Source organism: Candidatus Ichthyocystis hellenicum, from assembly GCF_001460935.1.
In the GTDB taxonomy this organism is placed as follows: Bacteria; Pseudomonadota; Gammaproteobacteria; order Burkholderiales; family 2013Ark19i; genus Ichthyocystis; species Ichthyocystis hellenicum.
Genome location: NZ_LN906597.1, coordinates 1,967,713 through 1,990,091 on the forward strand (window position 1 = coordinate 1,967,713; position 22,379 = coordinate 1,990,091).

General features: G+C 32.1%; 16 protein-coding genes. 9 read left to right on the forward strand and 7 right to left on the reverse strand.

From position 1 onward, the window contains the following. Window positions 1-190 precede the first annotated feature (190 nt). The 5 genes from Arg41_RS07225 to Arg41_RS07245 all read right to left on the reverse strand — a co-directional run bounded on the left by Arg41_RS07225 (window position 191) and on the right by Arg41_RS07245 (window position 8,608). The gene (locus tag Arg41_RS07225; RefSeq protein ID WP_092490678.1) at window positions 191-1,378 is read right to left on the reverse strand and encodes a hypothetical protein; all 1,188 of its coding nucleotides are present in this window, start codon (window positions 1,376-1,378) and stop codon (window positions 191-193) included. Window positions 1,379-1,828: 450 nt separating this feature from the next. After that, window positions 1,829-3,016 carry a hypothetical protein gene (locus Arg41_RS07230; RefSeq protein ID WP_092490679.1) on the reverse strand — a complete coding sequence of 396 codons (1,188 nt, stop codon included), beginning with the start codon at window positions 3,014-3,016 and terminating at the stop codon, window positions 1,829-1,831. A gap of 770 nt (window positions 3,017-3,786) precedes the next feature. Next, window positions 3,787-4,923: a hypothetical protein gene (locus Arg41_RS07235; RefSeq protein ID WP_092490680.1), complete on the reverse strand. Its 1,137-nt coding sequence runs from the start codon at window positions 4,921-4,923 to the stop codon at window positions 3,787-3,789. Between the two features lie 1,046 nt (window positions 4,924-5,969). Continuing rightward, complete coding sequence (locus tag Arg41_RS07240) at window positions 5,970-7,154, reverse strand: hypothetical protein (RefSeq protein ID WP_092490681.1); 1,185 nt, start codon at window positions 7,152-7,154, stop codon at window positions 5,970-5,972. A gap of 281 nt (window positions 7,155-7,435) precedes the next feature. Next, window positions 7,436-8,608, reverse strand: a complete 1,173-nt coding sequence (locus Arg41_RS07245) for a protein kinase family protein (protein ID WP_092343787.1) — start codon at window positions 8,606-8,608, stop codon at window positions 7,436-7,438. A gap of 456 nt (window positions 8,609-9,064) precedes the next feature. On the opposite strand from Arg41_RS07245, the gene Arg41_RS08465 reads away from it, so the two are divergent. Continuing rightward, window positions 9,065-9,199, forward strand: coding sequence for a hypothetical protein (locus Arg41_RS08465; RefSeq protein WP_278183676.1), 135 nt, complete (start codon window positions 9,065-9,067; stop codon window positions 9,197-9,199). 59 nt (window positions 9,200-9,258) lie between these two features. Here the strand turns inward: Arg41_RS08465 and Arg41_RS07250 are convergent, their stop codons facing one another. Beyond that, window positions 9,259-10,473: a hypothetical protein gene (locus Arg41_RS07250; protein WP_092343788.1), complete on the reverse strand. Its 1,215-nt coding sequence runs from the start codon at window positions 10,471-10,473 to the stop codon at window positions 9,259-9,261. Between the two features lie 303 nt (window positions 10,474-10,776). On the opposite strand from Arg41_RS07250, the gene Arg41_RS07255 reads away from it, so the two are divergent. From Arg41_RS07255 to Arg41_RS07285, 7 genes are all read left to right on the forward strand, one after another. Next, the gene (locus tag Arg41_RS07255) at window positions 10,777-11,340 is read left to right on the forward strand and encodes a hypothetical protein (RefSeq protein ID WP_092342314.1); all 564 of its coding nucleotides are present in this window, start codon (window positions 10,777-10,779) and stop codon (window positions 11,338-11,340) included. A gap of 1,173 nt (window positions 11,341-12,513) precedes the next feature. After that, on the forward strand, window positions 12,514-13,077 hold the full coding sequence (locus Arg41_RS07260; RefSeq protein ID WP_092342312.1) for a hypothetical protein: 564 nt from the start codon (window positions 12,514-12,516) through the stop codon (window positions 13,075-13,077). Between the two features lie 1,120 nt (window positions 13,078-14,197). Next, the gene (locus Arg41_RS07265) at window positions 14,198-14,755 is read left to right on the forward strand and encodes a hypothetical protein (protein ID WP_092490682.1); all 558 of its coding nucleotides are present in this window, start codon (window positions 14,198-14,200) and stop codon (window positions 14,753-14,755) included. A gap of 647 nt (window positions 14,756-15,402) precedes the next feature. After that, window positions 15,403-15,966: a hypothetical protein gene (locus tag Arg41_RS07270; RefSeq protein ID WP_092342308.1), complete on the forward strand. Its 564-nt coding sequence runs from the start codon at window positions 15,403-15,405 to the stop codon at window positions 15,964-15,966. 222 nt (window positions 15,967-16,188) lie between these two features. Further along, entirely contained in the window at window positions 16,189-16,749 is a 561-nt protein-coding gene (locus Arg41_RS07275) for a hypothetical protein (RefSeq protein ID WP_092342306.1), read from the forward strand. 1,959 nt (window positions 16,750-18,708) lie between these two features. Further along, on the forward strand, window positions 18,709-19,416 hold the full coding sequence (locus Arg41_RS07280) for a hypothetical protein (protein ID WP_092490683.1): 708 nt from the start codon (window positions 18,709-18,711) through the stop codon (window positions 19,414-19,416). 912 nt (window positions 19,417-20,328) lie between these two features. Beyond that, window positions 20,329-21,036, forward strand: coding sequence for a hypothetical protein (locus tag Arg41_RS07285; RefSeq protein WP_092342302.1), 708 nt, complete (start codon window positions 20,329-20,331; stop codon window positions 21,034-21,036). Between the two features lie 166 nt (window positions 21,037-21,202). On the opposite strand, the gene Arg41_RS08470 is transcribed toward Arg41_RS07285, so the two are convergent. Then, on the reverse strand, window positions 21,203-21,337 hold the full coding sequence (locus Arg41_RS08470; RefSeq protein WP_278183677.1) for a hypothetical protein: 135 nt from the start codon (window positions 21,335-21,337) through the stop codon (window positions 21,203-21,205). Between the two features lie 373 nt (window positions 21,338-21,710). Here Arg41_RS08470 and Arg41_RS07290 point away from each other — a divergent pair, with 373 nt between their 5' ends. Continuing rightward, window positions 21,711-22,328, forward strand: a complete 618-nt coding sequence (locus Arg41_RS07290; protein ID WP_092490684.1) for a hypothetical protein — start codon at window positions 21,711-21,713, stop codon at window positions 22,326-22,328. Window positions 22,329-22,379: the final 51 nt, after the last annotated feature.

A 22,379-nucleotide genomic window follows, 5' to 3' on the forward strand; every position in this document is an offset into this window, starting at 1 on the left:
TACTATCGCACACACAAATTGTATTTACTATTTAATTCATTTTTTGTAAATGATGCTAGTGGAGTATTAATAGTAGGTAATTTTTCATTTTTTATAAATCGAACAATTTTTCCAATTTCCTTTGGAAGTGGTAGTATATTGTATTTACGCTGTACGAAACCTTGTTATATTTATATTTGAATGACATAAATCAATAATTTCCATTAGCTGCTTTATTTCTGATATATGCTGTAATTTTTTCCTCTAAGTGTCTTGAAGAATAATATAATATTTTTTCCATACTATCTTTACCACAAGCAGTGACTGTTCCTCTTTCTATTACTACAGTATCACATTTTGTCATATAGTAATTAATCTGTTCTTCTAATTTCTTTCTAGATTCATTAATAAGGTACATAAAATCACTAGAGTATTCTAAGATGCTAATATGGCTGTGGGCTGATTTACTTGCATTAAAAAATTTAATTTTTCTTGAAGATAATAAATCTTTTAGTAATTCTATTAAATAAAATTCACTCATGTGTATAAAATTTCTTAGTTGTACTGCATTGTGATGTATAACAATTTCTCCAAATAATTTATCAAACACAAATGACATACAACTTTCTTCGTCTCTTCCTATATTCTCAAATATCTCAATGGATTTCGATATGACAAAATCGTAATTTTTTGCTAAATGGCTATTATATAGATCATTAAATATAACAAATGGAGTTGTGTTCATGTTGTATACACCAAAATGAATACTTAATTCTTCTTTAACACATTGTTTCTTGTCGAAAGAAGAAATGACATCTGATATGCTTGCTATTAATTCCAACTTTATATCTTCTTCATTTGTAATTTCTTCTACTTTTTTGTAGATTATATGTTTAAGCTCATTGTAACTTCTATCCTTACTATTAGCTATATCTGTTGCTTCTTTTTTTGCATAACAAAGAGTTACTTCTGAAACTTTTTTGTCTACAAAATTTATCATTAAGTCATTGATAATTTTGAATGGGTAATCGGATGCAATTTTTCCAGATATTGCATCTAAAAAACACTTTTTGTCTTCCAAAGATCCACAATTTATTCCACTTAGTTTAATTGCAAATGAGGAAAGTGAGCTCTCAATAATTAATTTAATAGCATTGTTAATTTCTGATCTCCATTTCTTATAATAACAAATACGCCTGATTTCACTCGTGTATTCTTTTTGTCCTAATGCATCACAATTGTAATACCAATAATGTTTGTACCTAATATGCTCATTAATTTTTATTATATCTAATAGTGCATTCACACTGACATTTTCAAAAGTACGTGTTTCATAATTTTCTTTAGTTTGTAAATCATAACATGTGCAAAAATATGATGGACTATATTGGTTAACCATGTATTAAATACGCCTTAAGAAAAAAATGTAGAAAAATTAAGGGTTGACAAAAACACCTTCGGCGAAGGTATCACAGTAATTAAAGTATACATAGTAAGTGCATTATGTCGAGTGAAGTTTTTTAAAGATATTGTTGTCTTGACTTTTAAATAGTGTGGTGTGTGGTACTTGTGAATAAAATCAAAGTGTTTTTATTGATTGACTTTTAGTTCAGCATAATTTTTTCTTCTTTTGGGTATTGGAATATATTATAAATTACAATTAAGTATTTTTGTGGACATACATAAATTTTTCAAAATCATTATGGTATTCATGTTGTGCGTGCCATGTATTAGTTTATCTCTTGCTATATCTATGGAGTAAGAATCCGCAATGTATAGATATTGTCTTTACGAAAATTTAAATTGTCTGAAGACATAAAAATATATTACATGGTAAGTAATTTATTTCCTAACTTTTACTAACATGTGACGTAAGTTTTTCCTCCAAGTATTTGGTAGAATAATATAATACTCTTTCTGTAAAACTTGCATCACAGATAGTAATTGTTCCCCCATCAAATACAATCGTATCACTTTCTATAAGATATTTCGTAATTTTTTCTTTTAATTCTTTTTTAGATTCTTCAATAAAGCTCATAACGTTAACAGAGCGTTTTGCGGTGTCAATATTGTTATGGAATAAGTTTTTTTCTCCGTTAGTACTAAAAAATTTAATTTTCCCTGAAAGTAATAAATTGTCCAGTAATATTTTTAAGTAAAATTCACTTACATGTATAAAATTATGTAGTTGCTTGGCGTGATGATGTGAAATCATTTCTCCAAAGAATTTATCAAATGCAAATGACATACAACTTTCTTCGTCTTGATCTAGGGTTTCAAATATCTCAACGGATTTTGATAATATAGAGTCGTAGTTTTCTGCCAAATGATTACTATAGAGATCAATAAAGATACTAAAGGTAGTTGTTTCTACCTCATGCATAGAAAATTTAGATCTAAATTCTTCTTTAATAAATTGCTTTTCATGGAAGTCAGAAAGCATGCCGGAAATATTATATGTTAATTCCAATTTGTTATCTTCTTTAATTAAAGCTTCATTCGCTTTTTTAGCTATTATGCTCTTAAGTTCATTGTAATTTCTATCTTTACTATTTGCTATGTTTTTTATTTCTGTTTCTAGATAAAAGCCTACTACTTTTGAAATTTTTTTTTCTACAAAATTTATTACTAAATCATTGGCCATTTTAAATGGATAGTTAGATGCAATTTCTCCAGAAATTGCAGACAAAAAACACTTTTTTTCTTCCCAAGATCCACAATTTATTACGTTTAGTTTAGTTGCAAATGCGGAAAGTGAATTCTCAATAATTGATTTAAAAGAATTATTAACTTTTGATTTCCATTTTTTATAATTATGGGTGCGCCTAATTTCACTCATGTACTCTGTTTGACCCAATGCATCGCAGTTGTAATACCAGTAATCTTTATACCTAATAGGTGCGTTTTTTCTAATTATACTAGAGAAGAAACTTAAATTGATACTTTCAGTCGTGAGTGTTTCAGAAACTATTTCTCCGTCTTTAATTTGTAAATCATAACATCTACAAAAAAGTGATGAGTGAGATTGATTAACCATGTGTCAATTACACCTTATGCGAAAAATATATATAAAATGATAATATGAGATTTATTGTGTTAATAATATCATATGGATTAAAGTCGATATAGCAAATGTATTGTGCTATGGATGATATTTTTTACAGATATTATTAGTTCATTCAAACTGGTAATTTGTATTGTTTGTCGATAAAGCCGAAATATTTTTTATCCTAGGTAATTACTAATTGCCATCGTACTTAGATTATATGGATTTTAGTGCGTATATTTATAAAAATATATAGCTTTAATTGTTATATGAATAACTTATTATCCATTAATATTCATTAAATTACATAGATTGTACATAGATTGATTTTAATATATTTTTTATATTGTAAATGTTGTTAGCCCCAAAATGCTTTTATGGCACGCTATTACTCTGTCAGTAAAGTAATTTATTTGCGGTTTTTTATATCAGAAAAATATGCTAAGTTTGGCTACAAAATAACTTGATATATTGTTTAAGCTTATAAATGTTACCTTTATCTAGGGGTAACTATCTCAATAGTCTCGCAATTTCGCTGTCGTTGTGAGTTATGTTTTTTATAGTATTAACTTAAGTTGTTAAATTTATATTCGTAATATTTGTAACTAAATATTTTGTCTAATAGATAAAGATGATCTAATTTTTTCTTCTAAGTGTTTAATAGAGTAGGACACTATTTCTTCCGCAAATTTTTTGTTACATACGGTAATCGTGCCATTGTCAATTATGATATTGTCTTTATTTATCAGGCATTCTATGATTTACGACCACGGATATTTATGATCACGGATTACTTGGATCACAGCCGATCTAATATCTTTCTCTAGAAGATTAACAGATGAACGTACTATTTCTTCCGTAAATTTTTTGTTGCAAATAGTAACTTTGTTTTCTTCTATCACGATAGTATTGCTCTTCAGACACTCTATAATTTTATTTTCCAGACTTTTTTTTGACTGTATAACAAATTTCTCAAAATTATCATGGTATCCACCATCACCGATATATATACTGTATATCCCACAGATGTTGTTCTGTATAAGGCTACGGAGCTTCTCAACCCTGTTGTATATTATAATTTTTCCAAAAAACATGTCAAATAGAAATGAGATGCAGCATTCATCGTCTTGTGCTATGTTGTCAAGTATCTCAATAGATTTTGATACGATCAAATCGTAACTTTCTTCTAAATGACAGCGATATAGATCAGAAAATATATTGAAGGGAAATCTCTTTCTACCAATGCGTAACGGATTTTTTTTATGTAATTCAATAATTTTAATAAATATAAGATCTATCAATTCCATCCTATTATCTTCTTTAAGTATAGTTTCTTTTGCTTTTTTAAGTGTTATTTCTTCGATCTTATTGTAATGTTTATGTATATCGCTAGTTTCTTCTATTTCCTTTTCCGCATGATTGCGTACTACTTTTACAATTTTTTCATCTACGAAACTTTTCATTAAATCACTAATTGCTTTAAATGGATAATTGGTGGCTACTTCCCCAGAAATTTCAGATAAAAAAGACTTCTTTTCTTCAAAAGATCCGCAATTTATTTTGTCTAGCTTGGCTGCAAACGATGTAAGTGACTTTTCAATAATTATCTTAAATTTGCTATTAATTTTTGATTTCCATTTTTCATAGTCAAGGGCTGGCCTTATATTACTTAACAATAATGATCGTCCTAGTGCATCACATTCACAACCGTAAACTTTGCATCTAACATTCATTTTCGTTTTAATTATACTTAGTAAGGAACTCATGCTCTCAGTATGCGGCTTCTCAAAAACTGGGTGCAACTTTTCTTCAGTCTGTATTAATTCATAATATACAGAAGGGCAAGAGCATGATGACGGGTATGTAGCATCACTACCAATCCTACTAATCCTGATCATATATATACCCTAACTTCATATTATATGTTAATACCATAAAATGGAGAGACCTGTAATTATGCTATCATATTAATTAAAATAGGTACATTGTTTTCCACCTATAATACAGATTATGATCTTATCATCTGGTATTGTGATGGAGAAGTAATCATGTCTGTATTTTTTGAATGACGTATTTTGCTTTCAACGTAGTCATTCATGAAATGTGTGTCTACATACTTGGCTTTTACGGATGGGTACTTTGTAAATAATTACTAGGTTTTACAGAACTTTTTTTTGTACATATCGGTTTTTAAATCACAATATTAGTGATACATTAGATGCATTAATTAGTCATGGTTAAACTGCATCCCGTATGGTAACAACTCTAATTGTTACCATACAGGATAAGAATGACTCGTGCTATACAGATAGATGCTGCACAGATTAATGAAACGTTTTATTAATTAACCGTAGCGCATAGTGTGCTCATAATCCTGTGTTTTATTACTGGTCTGACTGCTGAGTTATTGTTGTGTGATATGATATTTATTAACAGTTATTGTTCATTGTTATTTGTTTCTAATGTTAATGTGTATGATGAGATATTCATTAGCAAAACCGCAAAACCAGTTCATAGATATTTCGTTATCTGTATCAATGTTATTTCTAGTTTTGGTAAATTTTATTTTAAATTAGTTAATAGAATGATGATCTGATTTTCTCCTCTAAGTTTTTCATAGAGGAATGTACTATTTCTTTCATAAATTTTTTTCTGCAAACTGCAACTTCATTTTCTTCAAGCTCTATCAGTATAGTAAAAATGTTGATTTTTTCCTGATGATAACGTCTTACTGTTGAGATTGTTAAGTAATTTATTTATGGGTTTTTATATCAGAAAATATGCTAAGTTTGATTACAAAATAACTTGATATATTGTTTAGGCTTATAAATTTTACCTTTATCTAGGGGTGATATCGAGAGTTTCACAATTGTGCTGTTGTTGTGAGTTATATTTTTTATAGCATTAACTTAAGTTGTTAAATTTATATTCGTAATATTTGTAACTAAATATTTTGTCTAATAGATGATATAATTTTTTCTTCCAAGTGTTTAATAGAGTAGGATACTATTTCTTCCATAAATTTTTTGTCACATGCAATAATTGTGCCATTGTCAATTATGATAGTGTCTTTTCTTGTCAGGCATTCTATAATTCTTACTTCCAGATTCTTTTGTGATCTCTCAATAAATCTTCTAAAAGCTTTACAGTATTCCTGTGTGATCCCATGTAAACGATAACCTCTTACTATACTTATGTCAAAAGACTTAATTTTTCCTGATGAAACTGAATCTCTGAGTAATTTTTTCAACTCGAATGAAGTATAATACGAGGTACTACTTAGGACAATATCGTGTATTTTTTGGGCCTTATTGTGCACCATCATCTTTCCAAGAAATGTATCAAATGCAAATGACATGCAACATTCATTATCTGATCCTATGCTATACAATAGTTCAATGGACTTCATCAGCATAGAGTCATAGTTTTCTGCTAAATGATTAAGATAGAGTTCGATGTATGTAATAAATGGCATTTTTGCTATGTTAAAGTATCTTTTAAGTTTTTTCTCAATGTATCTATATTGTTTTTTATGAAATTCAGATATTTTATGAGCAATATTATTTATTAATCCCAATCTGCTGTCTTCTTTAATCAAAGTTTCTCCTGCTTTTTGGGGTATAATTTTATAAAGTTCATCGTAACTTCTACAGCTATTATTGATTATATCTTCTATTGTTTTTTCTGCATGACTGAGCACTACGTTTGCAATTTTTTTATCTATAATATCTATTATTAAATCATTAATAATTTTAAATGGATAATTAGAGGATACTTCTCCGGAAATGGCAGCTAAAAATTCTTTTTTTTCCCCCCAAGAACCACAATTTAATTTGTTTAATTTACTTGCAAATAAAGTAAGAGAGCTCTCAATTATTGATTTAAACTCATCATTTATTCTTTCTTTCCACTTTTTGTTATTAATAGGGTTGATATCATCCAGTGATGATTTTTGTTTCACAATATATCTATAATTTGCATACCTAACGTAAGAATTAACACTAATTATGTCTAAGAGAGCATCCATATCTACATTGTTAGGTTTAGGGAGATCGCAAACTGCTTTTTCTTTTTCAGTCTCCAAATCACAATATTTGTAGAGAGCTGATGTGGTAGATGAATTAATCATGAATTAATACACCTTGTATGTAAAAATTCACACAAAAAATAAGCAACATTACCTTGCCGTATAATTTATAGCAGCAATTAAAGTTGATATATGAATTGAATTGATTTGTATCAGGTTGGATAATAATTTAACGATGATTCATTATCAGTGATATTCTACACTTTATTAAATTTATATCCGTTAATGACTTAAAATGTTAGGATCAAATAGGTAGAGTACCAGCGGAGGTTGATCTTATGTTCCAGGTGGATTTAACTTTTGTCTATATGGAATGTATAATACTACAGGACAGCCGATCTAATCTCTTCCTCTAGAAGATTAACAGATGAACGTACTATTTCTCCCGTAAATTTTTTGTTGCAAATAGTAACTTTGTTTTCTTCTATCACGATAGTATTGTTCTTTAGACACTCTATAATTTTCTTTTCCAGACTTTTTTTTGACCGCATAACAAATTTCTCAAAATCATCACGGTATTTACTATCACTGCTGTATATGAGGTAACCTCTCACGTTACCTGTACCAAAACACAACCCTCTGGAAGAAATTGAGTGTGCCATAAAGCATCTCAAATCATTTATTGTAGTATTACAGATGTTGTCCCGTATAAGGCTATAAAGCTGATCAGCTTTGTTGTATATTATCATTTTTCCAAAAAACGTATCAAATAGAAATGACATGCAGCATTCATCGTCTTGTGCTATATTATCAAGTATCTCAATAGATTTTGATACGATCAAGTCGTAACTTTCTTCTAAATGACAGCGATATAGACCAGAAAATATATTGAAGGGAAGTCTCCCTCTATAAAGGTGCAACAGCTCTTTTTTATGTAATTCATTAATTTTAATGACTATAAGATCTATCAATTCCATCCTATTATCTTCTTTAAGAATAGTTTCTTTTGCTTTTTTAAGTATTACTTCTTCGAGTTTATTGTAATGTCTATGGTGATTACTAGACATTTCTTCTATTTCCTTTTTTGTATGATTACGCACTACTTTTGCAATTTTTTCATCCACAAAACTTATCATTAAATCATTAATTGCTTTAAATGGATAATTAGTGGCTACTTCCCCAGAAATTTCAGATAAAAAATACTTCTTTTCTTCGAAAGATCCACAGTTTATTTTGTCTAGCTTGGATGCAAACGATGTAAGTGACTTTTCAATAATTATCTTAAACTTGCTATTAATTTTTGATTTCCATTTTTTATAATTAGGGATTGGCCTGATATCACTCAACGATAATGAGCGTCTTAGTGCATCACATTCACAACCGTAAACCTTGTACCTAACATTCATTTTTGTTTTAATGATACTTAGTAAGGAACTCATGTTCTCAGTATGCGGTTTCTCAAAAACCGGGTGCAACTTTTCTTCAGTCTGTATTAATCCATAATATACACAAGAGCATGATGACGGGTATCTGGCATCATTACTAATCCTGATCATATATATATCCCAAATTCATATTATATGTTAAAACTGTAAGTGAATATGGTTGTAAATTATACTATCACAGTAATTAAAATAGGCACATTGTTTTCAGCCTATACAGATTATAATTTTATCATCAGGTGTGGTGATGGGGAAGTAATCATATCTATATTTTTTGATGATGTATTTTGTTTTCAACGTAGTCATTCATGAAATGTGCGGCTACATACTTATCTTTTACTGATGGATACTTTGTAAATAATTATTAGATTTTACAGAAATTTTATTTTGCAGATCAGTATTTAAATCACAATATTAGTAATGTGTTAGATACATTAGTTAGTTATGTGTAAATTGTATTCTGTATTGCAACAACTCTAATTGCTACCATACAGAATAAGAATAACTCGTGTTATACATATTAATGAAACATTTTATTAATTAACCGTAACACATAGTGTGCGCATAATCATGAGTTTTATTACTGGTCTGACTGGTGAGTTGTTGTTGTGTGATAGGATATTTATTGACAGTCATTGTTCGTTTTTATTTGTTTCTAGTGTTAATGTGAATGATGAGATATTCATTAACAAAACCGATTCATAGTTATTTCGTTATCTGTATCAATATCATTTTTAGTTTTGGTAAATTTTATTTTAAATTAGTTAATAGAATGATGATCTGATTTCCTCCTCTAAGTGTTTCGTAGAGGAATGTACTATTTCTTTCATAAATTTTTTGCTGCAAAGTGCAACCTTATTTTCTTCAATCACGATAGTATTTCCTTTCAGGCATTCTATGATTTTTATTTCTAGTTTTTTCTTCGACCGTATAATAAATTCTTCAAAATCTTCACGGTATCCCTCATTAGTAGTATTGCTGTAAAAATGTACATGGTATCCTCTAGCGGCACTGGACATGCTGTAAGAAGTATTTCTTGAAGAAACTGAAGTTCTTAGAAAGGACATTAAATCACTTGTAATAACGTCATATGTAGTGCGTCGCATAACATCACATAGTTCATTAGCTTTGTCGAACATTAACATTTTTCCAAAAAATGTATTAAATATGAATGACAGGCAGCATTCCATATCTTGTCCTAGATTATCAAGTATTCCAATGGAATTGGATATGATTAATCCATAATTTTCTGATAAATGATCGCGATAGAGATCAGTAAATATATTAAAGGGGAATTTATTTATATTAAATTGCAGCATAAGTTCTTCTTCAGTATACTTTTTTTTATGGAATTCAATAATTTTATTGGAGATAAGGCTTATCAAGTTCATCCTATTATCTTCCTTGCGTATAGCTTCTTCCGATTTTTTAATTATTATTTCCTTAAGTTTTCCATAATCTCTATTTGTGTCATTAGTGATATCTTCTATTTCCTTTGCTACGTTATGGCGAATTATTTTTGCAATTACATCGTCCATGAAACTTATCATTGAATTATTAATCATTTTAAACGGATGATTGACTGCTATTTCTCCGGAAATTCCAGATAAAAAAAACTTTTTTTCCTCAAAGGACCCGCAATCTATTTTTTCTAGCTTATCTGCAAATGAGGCAAGTGAATTCTCGATAATTGTCTTAAACTCGATATTAATTCTTGATTTCCATTTTTCATAACTAGGAATAGGTCGGATGTCGCTTAATGATGATGATTGTCTTAAGGCATCACACTTGCATCCATAACCTTTATACCTAATGCTCACTTTATTTTCAATTATACTTATAAGGGAATTCATGTTTGCAGTATAAGGTTTTTTAAGAATATGGCATAATTTATCTTCAGTTTGCATTAATCCATAATATATACAAGAACATGACGGAGGGTAGATGCTATCATTCCCAAGCACACTGATCCTGATCATACTTACACATCCTGAATTTGATCTTATATTAATTATACTAACCTATGCTCCTATAATTTATTTCATTTCTTAAATATAGGATAGACCTTTATTTTTCCTAGTCATAATACCTTTCTTTCTCAACATGATGGATTTAACAGTGGTCCCATAAAACTATTTAATATTTGCGCGCATAAAAAATTACTGCATCTCTTTCGATTTCAGAATACGATGACACTCGCTGATGGGTACCGTAGTAATATCACTGGTTGATTAAACAGAGGCATAGCTATAGAAGTTGAAACAGAAAATGGGGAAAAAGTAATGCAACGTAATAATTTTACAGCTGTTGGCATGGGAAAATTAAGGTGGATCATAGGAGGAGATGAAGATTTTCCGACTGAATCTGATGAGGAATCGAGGGAATCACCACTGTCAAGAATAGCCTCCACAGATAAGTCCGAAACTATGGTTAGCATATACACAACTGTTGGTCAAAGAATACAAATCCCGACAGAAGAAATCACGGAAGAAGAACCCGAACCAACCGACAAAGCAGAAGTTATAATAGCCAATAGAAACATGACGGTAGATATCGATCCAGAGCACAACATAGAGCCCAGAAATACTATCTCCCGTCGCATTATTCAGTACCGTAAAATGTTTTTTCACTGTTCAATAATATGCTTATTTTTAGGAATAATTTCTATCTTCCTTTTTTGCTCAATCTCGAAAAAAGTTTCAAAAACGGACTGTGAAAGAGGTTCTTTCATAATCATTTTGTCATCCATACCCTTACCATTTATCGCACATATCATCCTGCTCTGTCTAAAATCAATCCTATTGAGAAAAAACCGTGTAAAACATTGTGCAAGTTATAAAAAATAGTAACCCCCATCGGAGATATTCCAAAACATGCAAAGCCATGATTACATTAGTGAATGTTAGTATAATCACACTATAGAAAAACATGAACATGATAAAGGTTTAAGCGCCTCTGTAGTACCACGGGGGCACACACTAATACGCATCAAAATCTTTCCCAAAGCTTAAATGACCAGTATCATTTAATTTACCAAAATAATTTGTACTTATTGATCAAAATTGTATGACTTAAACTGTTAACAGCATAGGCATCACTTACACAAATATCTAGATCAAAAATAGAAGCAATTACCAATCACCTCGTTACCACAAAACTTGCTATGATTATACTAAATGTTATTTACGAATATCTTAATGTGACAAAAACATCACCCACCCTTGCCTTAACCAGGCAGAAGAAAAATATAATTTCAAACTTAAACCAATAGATTAAGTTCACCCTAATTCAAAGTTACTCAAATTAATAAATTGCATTTAGTAACAATTATATACTCTTAAAGCTAATCCCTTTCTTAATCTACAAAATATCCGTTCGCAGAAATCAATGTTAGAAACATATAAAGTTATAACAAGATAAAATAGTAACTGAAAATGAAATCATACTGTGGGTACACAAATCCATCTATTATCTACAGACGAATAACTATGTCTTGGTTTATAATTACACTGATAATATATGTATAGTTAATTTATTTGCCACAATAAAAATGACGCTTGAGTAGTTTTATGATTAACGTGCCACCAAATTACATGCACGACACAAGCCAACAGAAATGACCTACCGTCTTGATTAGTTAGTATCCTCCGGATAAAAAAGTGACTGAACATTAATCATCATACCCAAAATGTTTGACGTACTTCATTGGAAGATAAACCATACGAAGCGTATCTATCCAAATCTCATTTCGTAATCCACCTAACTTATTAGCGAATAATTTATTTAATTTATGAAATAAGAAAAACCTTTCTCCAGCATGACCAAATCATCTTTCCCCCGGCATTGTAGATGCTGACAATAATCCTGTAATACTATTCAATATCAACTAGTGCAAAAAATTACTGAATCAATAATGATTTCAAAATATTATGATCACTATCCTATCTGATCCATGATGACATCACCACTTGGTCAGTTAGGGTACTAATATTTTACAAATCGTAAGGAAAGACCTTGTCATGATAATTAATAGCTGTGCAGTTATTAATATGGACTCATCTATCGATATCATAGAAGAAGAGAAAATTGTAACCGAGGACGAAGAACCGATTTCATTACAGTTAGGTGCAGTACCCAATGAATATGAAATTGCACCTAACAATTGCAACGCTGTTGATCACAACGCTGTTGATCAAGAAACATCAATCGCGCCGATAGAGGAAGAATCAGTAGGTGCTGAAGAAAATCACCAGCACCCACTACCCTTGGCAAGAACAATAGGACATGCCAATAGAAATCAAATTGCCATTAATCTAGAATATAATAGAATGCGTAGAGATAGTATCTCCAGTTGCATCCGTTTCTACCATAAGGTAAACTTTTTCTCTTACGTATCATATTTGTTCATAGAGATGATTGTTGCACAAATGGTTTGCCCAAAAGACCACCTTGGGAATTATGAGTGCGAAAAATCAGTTTTGATCTTCGCTGCGTCAGCAACATTACTCTCCGTTATTGCTCACATAATGTTGCACTGTTCAAAAATACTTCTCTTGAGAAGGCACCCTAAGGAAAATACATAACCATTAATTTAATGATAATGTTAAAATTTATTCCCACAATAAATTGTGTTGCTACTAAATTTTGTGATCATGTACCGCAGTGTAATTGATTCTTCTTGTAGGAACCTTGCCGGTAAACTAACCTCCGCACGATTACCCTGAACTAAAATCTTTTGTACAACCACCTTCGCTGTAGTTGTATCATCAACTGTACAAATATACTTGCAACGAAATTGTTGAGCCCTAATTATAATTATGGCCAAAGTTAGGCAATATAGAAACGACAATAGTTTTTGCGCATAATAGCAAAAAATGATGTAGCTGTTTTAACCAGATATCCCTAAATCACCTCCGATCGAAAGAGTTGACGGCAACAGTGAGAATACAATCGCTATAAATCCATTGCATGAACAAGAGGCTAGATATCGAGGTCACATAGTCACACGTCAATGGTATACTGTTAGATGACATGCTCTACTATAATGTCAGTTGGTATTTACTATATATATTCTCTACCTAAAGAAAAAACATTTTTAATGACATGTGAAGGATAAATATCCTTATCCCTTATTTCAGCATTACTGGATATCATCGTTTGCCGTGCATATAATTCTCACCCATCCATCTAAAATAAATCATCTTGAAAAATCACCTAAAACATAATCAAACCACACCCCAGTAAGTAGTAGCAGGCGCATTGTAATAACTGCATATTGCGGAAACAGTTACATGAATACACTATTTCAGTTAATTAATACCATCCATCTCCATCTGCAAATATAAAAACCATTCTACATTGGTAATATGGAAGGAAAAATTGATTTCACGATTAAATCGCATACATCAAATATTGGCATCAAAACACAAATTTTCGTGTAAAAATTCTACTTATATTATAATAATCTGACAGCATGGCCTCGATTTAGCGTTAATAGTACCGTACTCGTTACCTCCCCAAACATCGAAAACCGCAACAATGAAAATTTATTGAGTTGATATACAAAATTATTCTTTGCTCTTACGTGTAAATAATTACTGCATCTCAACTAATTTCAAAATACCATGGGCACCAGATTATCGACACAGTTGGAAGTGTTATTGTATTCCGTAATACTCACCTAAATAGAGGATAGAGGAGCTTGTGGTAAAAGAAAATGGCTGTGTAATTGTTGAGCTAGAAACAACAAACGGAATCGAGGAAGAACAAGAATCCTCCACAGAAGACGAGGAAACATCATCGCTGCGGGGTATAACAACTGATGAGGATAGACCTGCGGTTAATATTTGTGCCTCTAGTGACGAAATCTCAGAAACAGAAACAAAAAGAGGGGATGTAGCTGTAAACCCTGATCGCTCACAAGCTCATCTAATCAATAGGGCTGACGATAACGTTAATTTAAACATAATCGCGGCCGACGATTTTAATGAACAAGCGATTAGAAATCAAGTTTCCCGTTATATACGTAGATGTCATGTAAATTGCTTTTACTTTTCCATATCATTTTTTCCTATAGCAATAGTTTGTACCTACTATATTTGCTCGTTCGCTAAAAATATAATGAGATGTGAGAAAAAAATAGCCTCATCCATTATCCTGGCATTACTGTTGTTATCACTTGCAGTGCACTTATTTTTTATCTGTCTAAAAGAAATTATATTGAGAAAGAAGCTAAAACCTAATCAGAACACACGCAAGTAAATTACATCCTACTAAGGCGATCATACGCACACATAACTTCATTAATATGTTAGCAAACGCATTTTCATAAAGTCAGGAAACAATAAAAATGTAGATGCTATTTATTTACTGACATAACTGTCACTTAATAATCCTTTTATAAATAAAAACAGCACAGGCATAAACACCAAATCCACAAAATAGAGACAGACAGTAAAATAAAAATTTCTACTTTCCTAGAATCCATACTGAAAATAATCTTACTGCAAGAATCACCTGATCAAGAAGTATGGATGATAACGGCTAAAGTCATAATTAGTTGCTTTGACTAAAATTACACCATTTGTAATAAAAATATTTTACCCATACACAAAAGTTGCTGCAGATAAAAATTGGATAAGCCAATTTTTATAAACCCCCCAACATATTAGTATCCTAGATATCGTTGATAAATATGAAAGAAAAAAATTCGTTTCACGATTAAATAGAACACATCAAATATTAGTATCAAGCGACACATTTTCATGTAAAATTCTAGATCAACACGACGCTAATCGCAAATTGCTCAGGTTGATTTAGCATTGATTGATATAGTCATAAGTTAGCATTGATATTCGGCGTCAATTAGAAATAATAATGAATATGTCATACGATGGGAGAATAAATTCATGATAGCAGGTAATAACTGCATCGCTGTTGATTGCGGCAGTCTAAGTGAAATATGTGAAGAAGATAACGAGATAGCAACTGAAGATATAGACCTACCATCGGAATACTCGTGGTCACTTTCCTCAAACGGATCTGAAGGATCGATAGAAAGCACACCAAGTAATGTTGATTGCATAATGCTAAGGGACCTATCTATAGCGCAATATTCTCCATCATCACAAACACCACCTGTCCCCAGATCAGAAAGAATAGAAATAAATCGAACGGCCGCAGAGCTTGAATATAGCAGAAGGCATATAAACAAAATTACCCTTTCATACCTCAGGCTGAGAGGACTGGTCCATTTATGTTCTATGGTATATATATTCATAATGGTTACTTTTGTATATCCCCTTTGCTCCGGAAGAAAATCAAAACCTACAGAGTGTGGAAAAATAGTACTAGGATTTACTTTATCGATGCTGGTATTACTGTTGATCACGCACATCTCCCTGTGCTGCTTAGAAAAAAAAGAAGTAGCAACAGCCAGAAGAAACAATAATGATCCGGACAATAATCAATAAAGACAAAATCATTTAGACCTACTGTGCCTAAAAATTAGGCTGCATGGCTCCATTCCCCAAAATCAATTTTCAATCTTGATAAAGTATAGACAGTAACCGGAAAAAATACCTATCAGGTTATTAAATAGTATCGTACCTTACCGGACCAATACTATTACTGGTAACAATTAATTACCATTCCAACGTTTAGGTACTGCCGTTTTGTACTAGGAGAACAAATTTATGGTAGCAGGAAATAGCCACACAATTATCGACCAAATCACTCTAGAAGAAGATGTTGATAATGATACAAGACCTTCGATTGGGACTACATATGTGGTAGATATAGATATTGACAGCGTAGCATGCAATGAATCGAGGGAATATTCAGTTGAAACGGATGAAGTAGTATCAGTAGCATCTCCACCCTACACCAATACAGAGGAACACATAATCCAGGTAGGCACGGAGGCTCAACACAGAATTGCCGAAGATTACCAACACGAGGCGACGGAGCCCCCTCCTATAGAACAAGAAGAGGCACATGTTACTGCCACAAGCCCAGAACGTAGACGGCAGATACGTAGGATTAACAATTCCCTCCACTCTGTACACGGAATCCTCAGTTTATTCGTTGTAGCGTTTGTGTTCCTGTCTATGGTTGTATTATATCCAATTTGTAACGAAGAAGAGCAACACAATGTAGGCTGTACCAGAGCCATATTGCTCTCTATTTTCTCGGTGTTGTTAGCTTTCTTTGCGTCACTGGTTATTTTGCACCGTTACAAAAATTCCGATACATAAGAAATGTTAGCGACAATAAACCCTACAGCAGATGAAAAATTAAACTTATTTCCACACAAAATCGATGTAAACACATCAAAATAGTTACTATCTCATAGTAGCAACCACCTGATCGACCAACTTTATAATTTCGTGGTTTATTATCGTACCGCAAGGAGGCATCGATTAGAAGAAAGCTCTTTAGAACTAATGTGACTTTCCTTCATGCGTTAGCACAATTACGTTATCCCATAAAATTTGCAGACACGGCCCCTATGCCATTGTAGTTTTCCTGCCGCCATATCAAGTTTAGGATATTAATCCTCCACCTTTTCCAAATTCAGAAAAATAACATAACAGCTATTCATAGTCCAACAACCATATATGACTGAAAACATACCTTCAGGCCCATCCAAAAATGCAGCATAAAAATTGCATCATCATTTACTTATAATTTGGTATAGTAGGAGGAGTGAATGACTCAATTATTTTACTCGCGCAATAGAAAACTATACGAGAATCTAATAAAAACAAAACCCGATATTGTACAAACCTTTAGTCGTAATCAGGTATTCATCCTGTGTTAAAATGAGACAACGATCATGAAATCACATGATCTGATTTTTTTCTGCACCACGCGCACCAGATTACATATCAGATGGTAGCAAAAATGAAGAAAAGATAGAAACTGACTATACACCGCGTATGCTATCCCGATCTCAGCACATTGTAGGAAAATTATTGTATCTGTATCGCTACTAATTTAGAGTACATTACTTCACATACCAAAGAAGAAAAACAAGTTAGATGTGCTTGTAGCATCATTGCCATTACAAGGTGAATTAGGTAGTGTAGCCGATATATCAATTACACAAAGTTGGACCTAATTTGTTCAAACGAAGAGAAATGGGACCTAACTGAAACTATTGCACAGTTTTTTGTTAAGACAAATATTATAGTGGAATCAGATACGCGCAAATCCCCCCTATGGGGAATTTGATTTATTCCTCACTATAAGATGAAGTACTCTCACGATTATCAAAGCCAAACTCCATCGTTAGCAAATCAATCAACTGGCAACCAAGGCAACCAATTTTTACTGAAATAAAAATATATTATTTAACACACTAATCTCATAAAAAATAATATTAAAATCCGGAGCCCTTCAGGCATAAATTAAGGAAATACACAACAGCTTGCAATGACACAAATAGCAACCAGCGTAAATGATTTTATTATCAAAATAACCAATAATATGTTTGCTAAAAAATAAAATTAACAACTATCAATAATATACAATTTTCCCTCCATTTTGTGAAAAATAACCATTAAAATCACTTATATATGTGTCACCACACGCACGGTGCGTTCGTCAACATTGGAAGCAATTAGCAGATCAAAGACTACTAAGACCGTCGTCCAATGAAATAAGAGCATAGTTGTCAGTTTTACCGTTATTGGGAGTAAAAATCAATGCAACACAAGTAAGATAAATTACTGAAACCAAGCTACTACTTCACCTGCATCACTATAAGTAATACTAAAATAATAAATAAGCATCCGATCCCCAGTAAGTCGCTAGCAGGTATTGAAATCATAAGAATGGGAGGGAATCGTACCTAAACATACCTATCCAACTGTATTTTTGTCGATTATGGTTTTATTAACTGATTACGCCAAATTACGGTAAGAAAAATATTGTGAAAAAATAGCGGCGGCTTTGGGTTTTTAGTCATTGCCCCAGATCAGTATAAAATATCATGGAAAATCAAATGGCAGAGTTTACTACCAAAAATAGTAATTATATACTATTGAAAACATCAACTTACAGGAAATAAACATGGCAAAGGTATTTCCATCCAGATAATCAAACGGCTTTTGTAGAAGTGTAGGAATTTATTTTTTCTCTACATATATAATAATTACGTGTTTATCAAAAAATTGACCAATCACCGAAATTGGAAAAGAGGGGCATAGGCTATGATAACAGATTATGTTTTTAGCACTAGCAAAATAGCAGAATTAGACTCAGACGACGACAAAGAGGAAGAAGAGATAGAAACTGACTGTATATCGATCCCATTACCACTCTTAGAAAGAGGGCTCCCTCACCCACCACATTCTTCATTTGAAGGGAATTACTGCGTATCTAACGAGTTGGAACAAATAATCACAAATGTCAAAGAAGAAAATACACATGGACCCGTAGTAGTATCGCTTCCATTACTACCACAGGGTAGACTAGGTACTGTATCCATAGATATGAATTGCACAGAATTAGGTCTAACGTGCTCAGATGAAGACGAAGAAACTTCAATTGAAGATGAAAGACTGCCTTCGTCTGATCTATCATTAACTTCAATCAGGGTAAATAGCAATAACACACGAAGAACCTATGCAGATATAGAGTTAGATTCCTATACAAGAGACAGAGATAAGGAAATGCTCTACCAACTCGGACGTCACCGCATCGTCCTTTTCTGTACGCTGTTAGTTTTATCTATGGCAACAATGGCATACTTGCTCTCCCAAGAAAGAGGAGAATTATCATTCACTATAGTTCTTGCTGCTATTGGATTTGGTCTTTTAGTTTTATTGGGATTACATATTTACTTATGCCATGAACGCAACAGTACAATACGTCAATTTGAACAACGACGAAACAGGATACTGCGCAATAACTCATAGCAGCGAAAGAAGAAAAAAATCACGACCGAAACAAAAGTGTTCTTTTCATCAACACCTCAAATAACGATGGCCGCAAAAGCAAACCTCAACAAAAACTGCAGATACAGTCTGTATGTTATTTATCCTTTCATGTTGAAGCATTTCATGGTACTCGCGTTGTGTAATTATTATCCCTTAAAAAGGGTCAATCCCAACAAATCGTCCTTCAACCCAGATAAATCAACTTCCTTACAATTGCATAATTTTTCATAACACTATCTCAAGAGCATTAATCATATATAGAAAAAAACACCTGTATAAAAATCAGAGAACAGCAAATCACTATACTTTTGTCGTTCGTTATTAGTCTGTAACACGTGAATTTGAACAACAATGAAACGAGACACTACAAAACAGCAATCAATAATATTTAATCTTCAGTCACAAATAGCAAATTCTAAAACTCAAATTACCAACTCAAATTACCAATAAATCATTTCCATAGCAATCAATATTTTATTTACTAAAAACACAAAATAATTGCGCAATTATCATTGTAGGAAAATTATTGTATCTGTATCGCCACTAAATTAGAGTACATCATTTCACATGCCAAAGAAGAAAAACAAGTTAGATGTACTTGTAGCACCATTGCCATTACAAGGTGAATTAAGTAGTGTAGCCGATATATCAATTACACAAAGTTGGACCTAATTTGTTCAAACGAAGAGAAATGAGACCTAACTGAAACTATTGCACAGTTTTTTGTTAAGACAAATATTATAGTAAAATCAGATACGCGCAAATCCCCCCTATGGGGAGTTTAATTTATTCCTTACATGTAAGATAGGGTACTCTCAAGATTGTCCAAGTACGTGTTTATCAAAGAATCGCCAGATCACTAAAATTGGAAGAACGCCAGGAGCATAGGTTATGATAAAACATTATAGTTTTAGCACTAACAAAATAGCAGAATTAGACTCAGACGACGACAAAGAGGAAGACGAAATAGAAAATGTCACTTCACCCTTCTCAGAAAAAAGCTCCCTCGACCCCCTCCATTCTCCACTTGAAGGAAATTGCTGTGTATCTAACGAGTTGGAACAAATAACTACAAATGTCGACGAAGAAAACACCCATGAATCCGTAGTAGTATCGCTTCCACTACTACCACAGGGTAAACTAGGCACTGTATCTGTAGATATGAATTGCACAGAATTAGATCTAACGCGCCCAAACGGAGACGAAGAAACTTCAATTGAAGATGGAAGTCTGTCTTCGTCTAATCTATCATTAGCTCCGATCAGGGTAAATAGAAATGACACACGAAGACCCCCTGAAAGAACCCCTGCAGAAATAGAGTTAGATTACAATAAAAAAAACAAAAATAAGAAACTACGCAAACTACTTAGATGCCACGGCTTAGTTCTTTTCTGCACTCTGTTCATTTTATCTGTGGCAACAATACCTTGCTTACTCTTCCAAGAAATCAAAGACCTATCATTACCTATACTTCCTTCTATTATTTCCCTTACTCTTGTAATTTCCTGGGGGGTACATGTTTACTTATACTTTGCACAAGACGATGTAAAAATTCAATTTGAACAACGACGAAACGAGATACTGCGCAATAATCCATAGTAGCAAAAGAAGAAAAAAATCACGACCGAAACAAAAGTGTTCTTTTCATCAACACCTCAAATAACGATGGCCACAAAAGCAAAACTCAACAAAAAATGCAGATACATACTGATATTATTTGTTCTTTCATGTTGAAACATTTTATGGTATGGGCATTATGTAATTATCATCTCATAAAAATGATAAATCCCAACAAAGCGTCATGCAACCCAGATGAATCAACTTCCTTACAATTGCATAATTTTATCTCAAAAACATTAAACATCTCTAGTAAAAAATAAAGCTCCGTAATGATCTCCATCAAATAATGGCTAGACTAAGCTATGCAAAAAATAACGTGCAAACAACATTATCATTAGATTAATTACCTGGATAAAAATCAGAGAACAGCAGATCACTATACTTTTGCTGTTGTTGTCTGTAACACGTGAATTTGAACATCGATGAAACGAGGTGCTACAAAACAGCAATCAATAAGATTTAAGATTTAGTAACAAAGAGCAAATGCTAAAACTCAAATTACCATTAAATCATTACATTATACAGATAGGACGCAAATAATGATTTACATAAAAATCAATATTTTACCTACTAAATGAACAAAATAATTTCATAATTATGAGTGTAAAATTAACTATGCATTTATATTAAATTTTCGCTACTCTGTGGGGGAGATGGTATCCTTTTTGTCCATTCGCACACGATCAGTCATGCGTATCACAGTAAGGGAGATTACAGTTGTGATAGATAACCACAATGATATTAGTGTTGCTTCCCTAGAATCAGAACAAGCCGATAGTTTTGAAATAGGAGAAGGAGCAGGAACTTCTTCTAATGTTCCGATAGACGAAGACATAGCTATTAGTATCCCAGGAGAAATCAGTGCAAATGAAGAAGAAACAACATCTGAAGATGTGGAACTACGGACATTACCACTATCGCAAACAGTTGCAATCAACGGAGAACTCACCGAAAATATAAGCCCACGTGCATTGCGGCATTATGGAGAAATGAAAATCAAAAGAATGAAGATTAATCTTATTACACTTAAGGCTGCCGGTTGTGTTTCTCTATTAGCAACAACATGCATAATTATATTAACATTTGTTGAGTTGTTGATTTGTGAAGAAAGAACAACAGAAAGAAAAAAATGTGACGGCTTATTCATTTTTTTTGGTATAGCACTTTCACTGATTTTACTTTGCATTTTCATAATCTCAAGTGGTTTTAGGAGTCATGAGATACGTAGACAGGAAAGGAATTATAATCGTCAGCAACCACCAGGTAATTGATCAGCTAAAAGTCAACTTTTACCGCAATAAAAACATATTATGAAACATAGA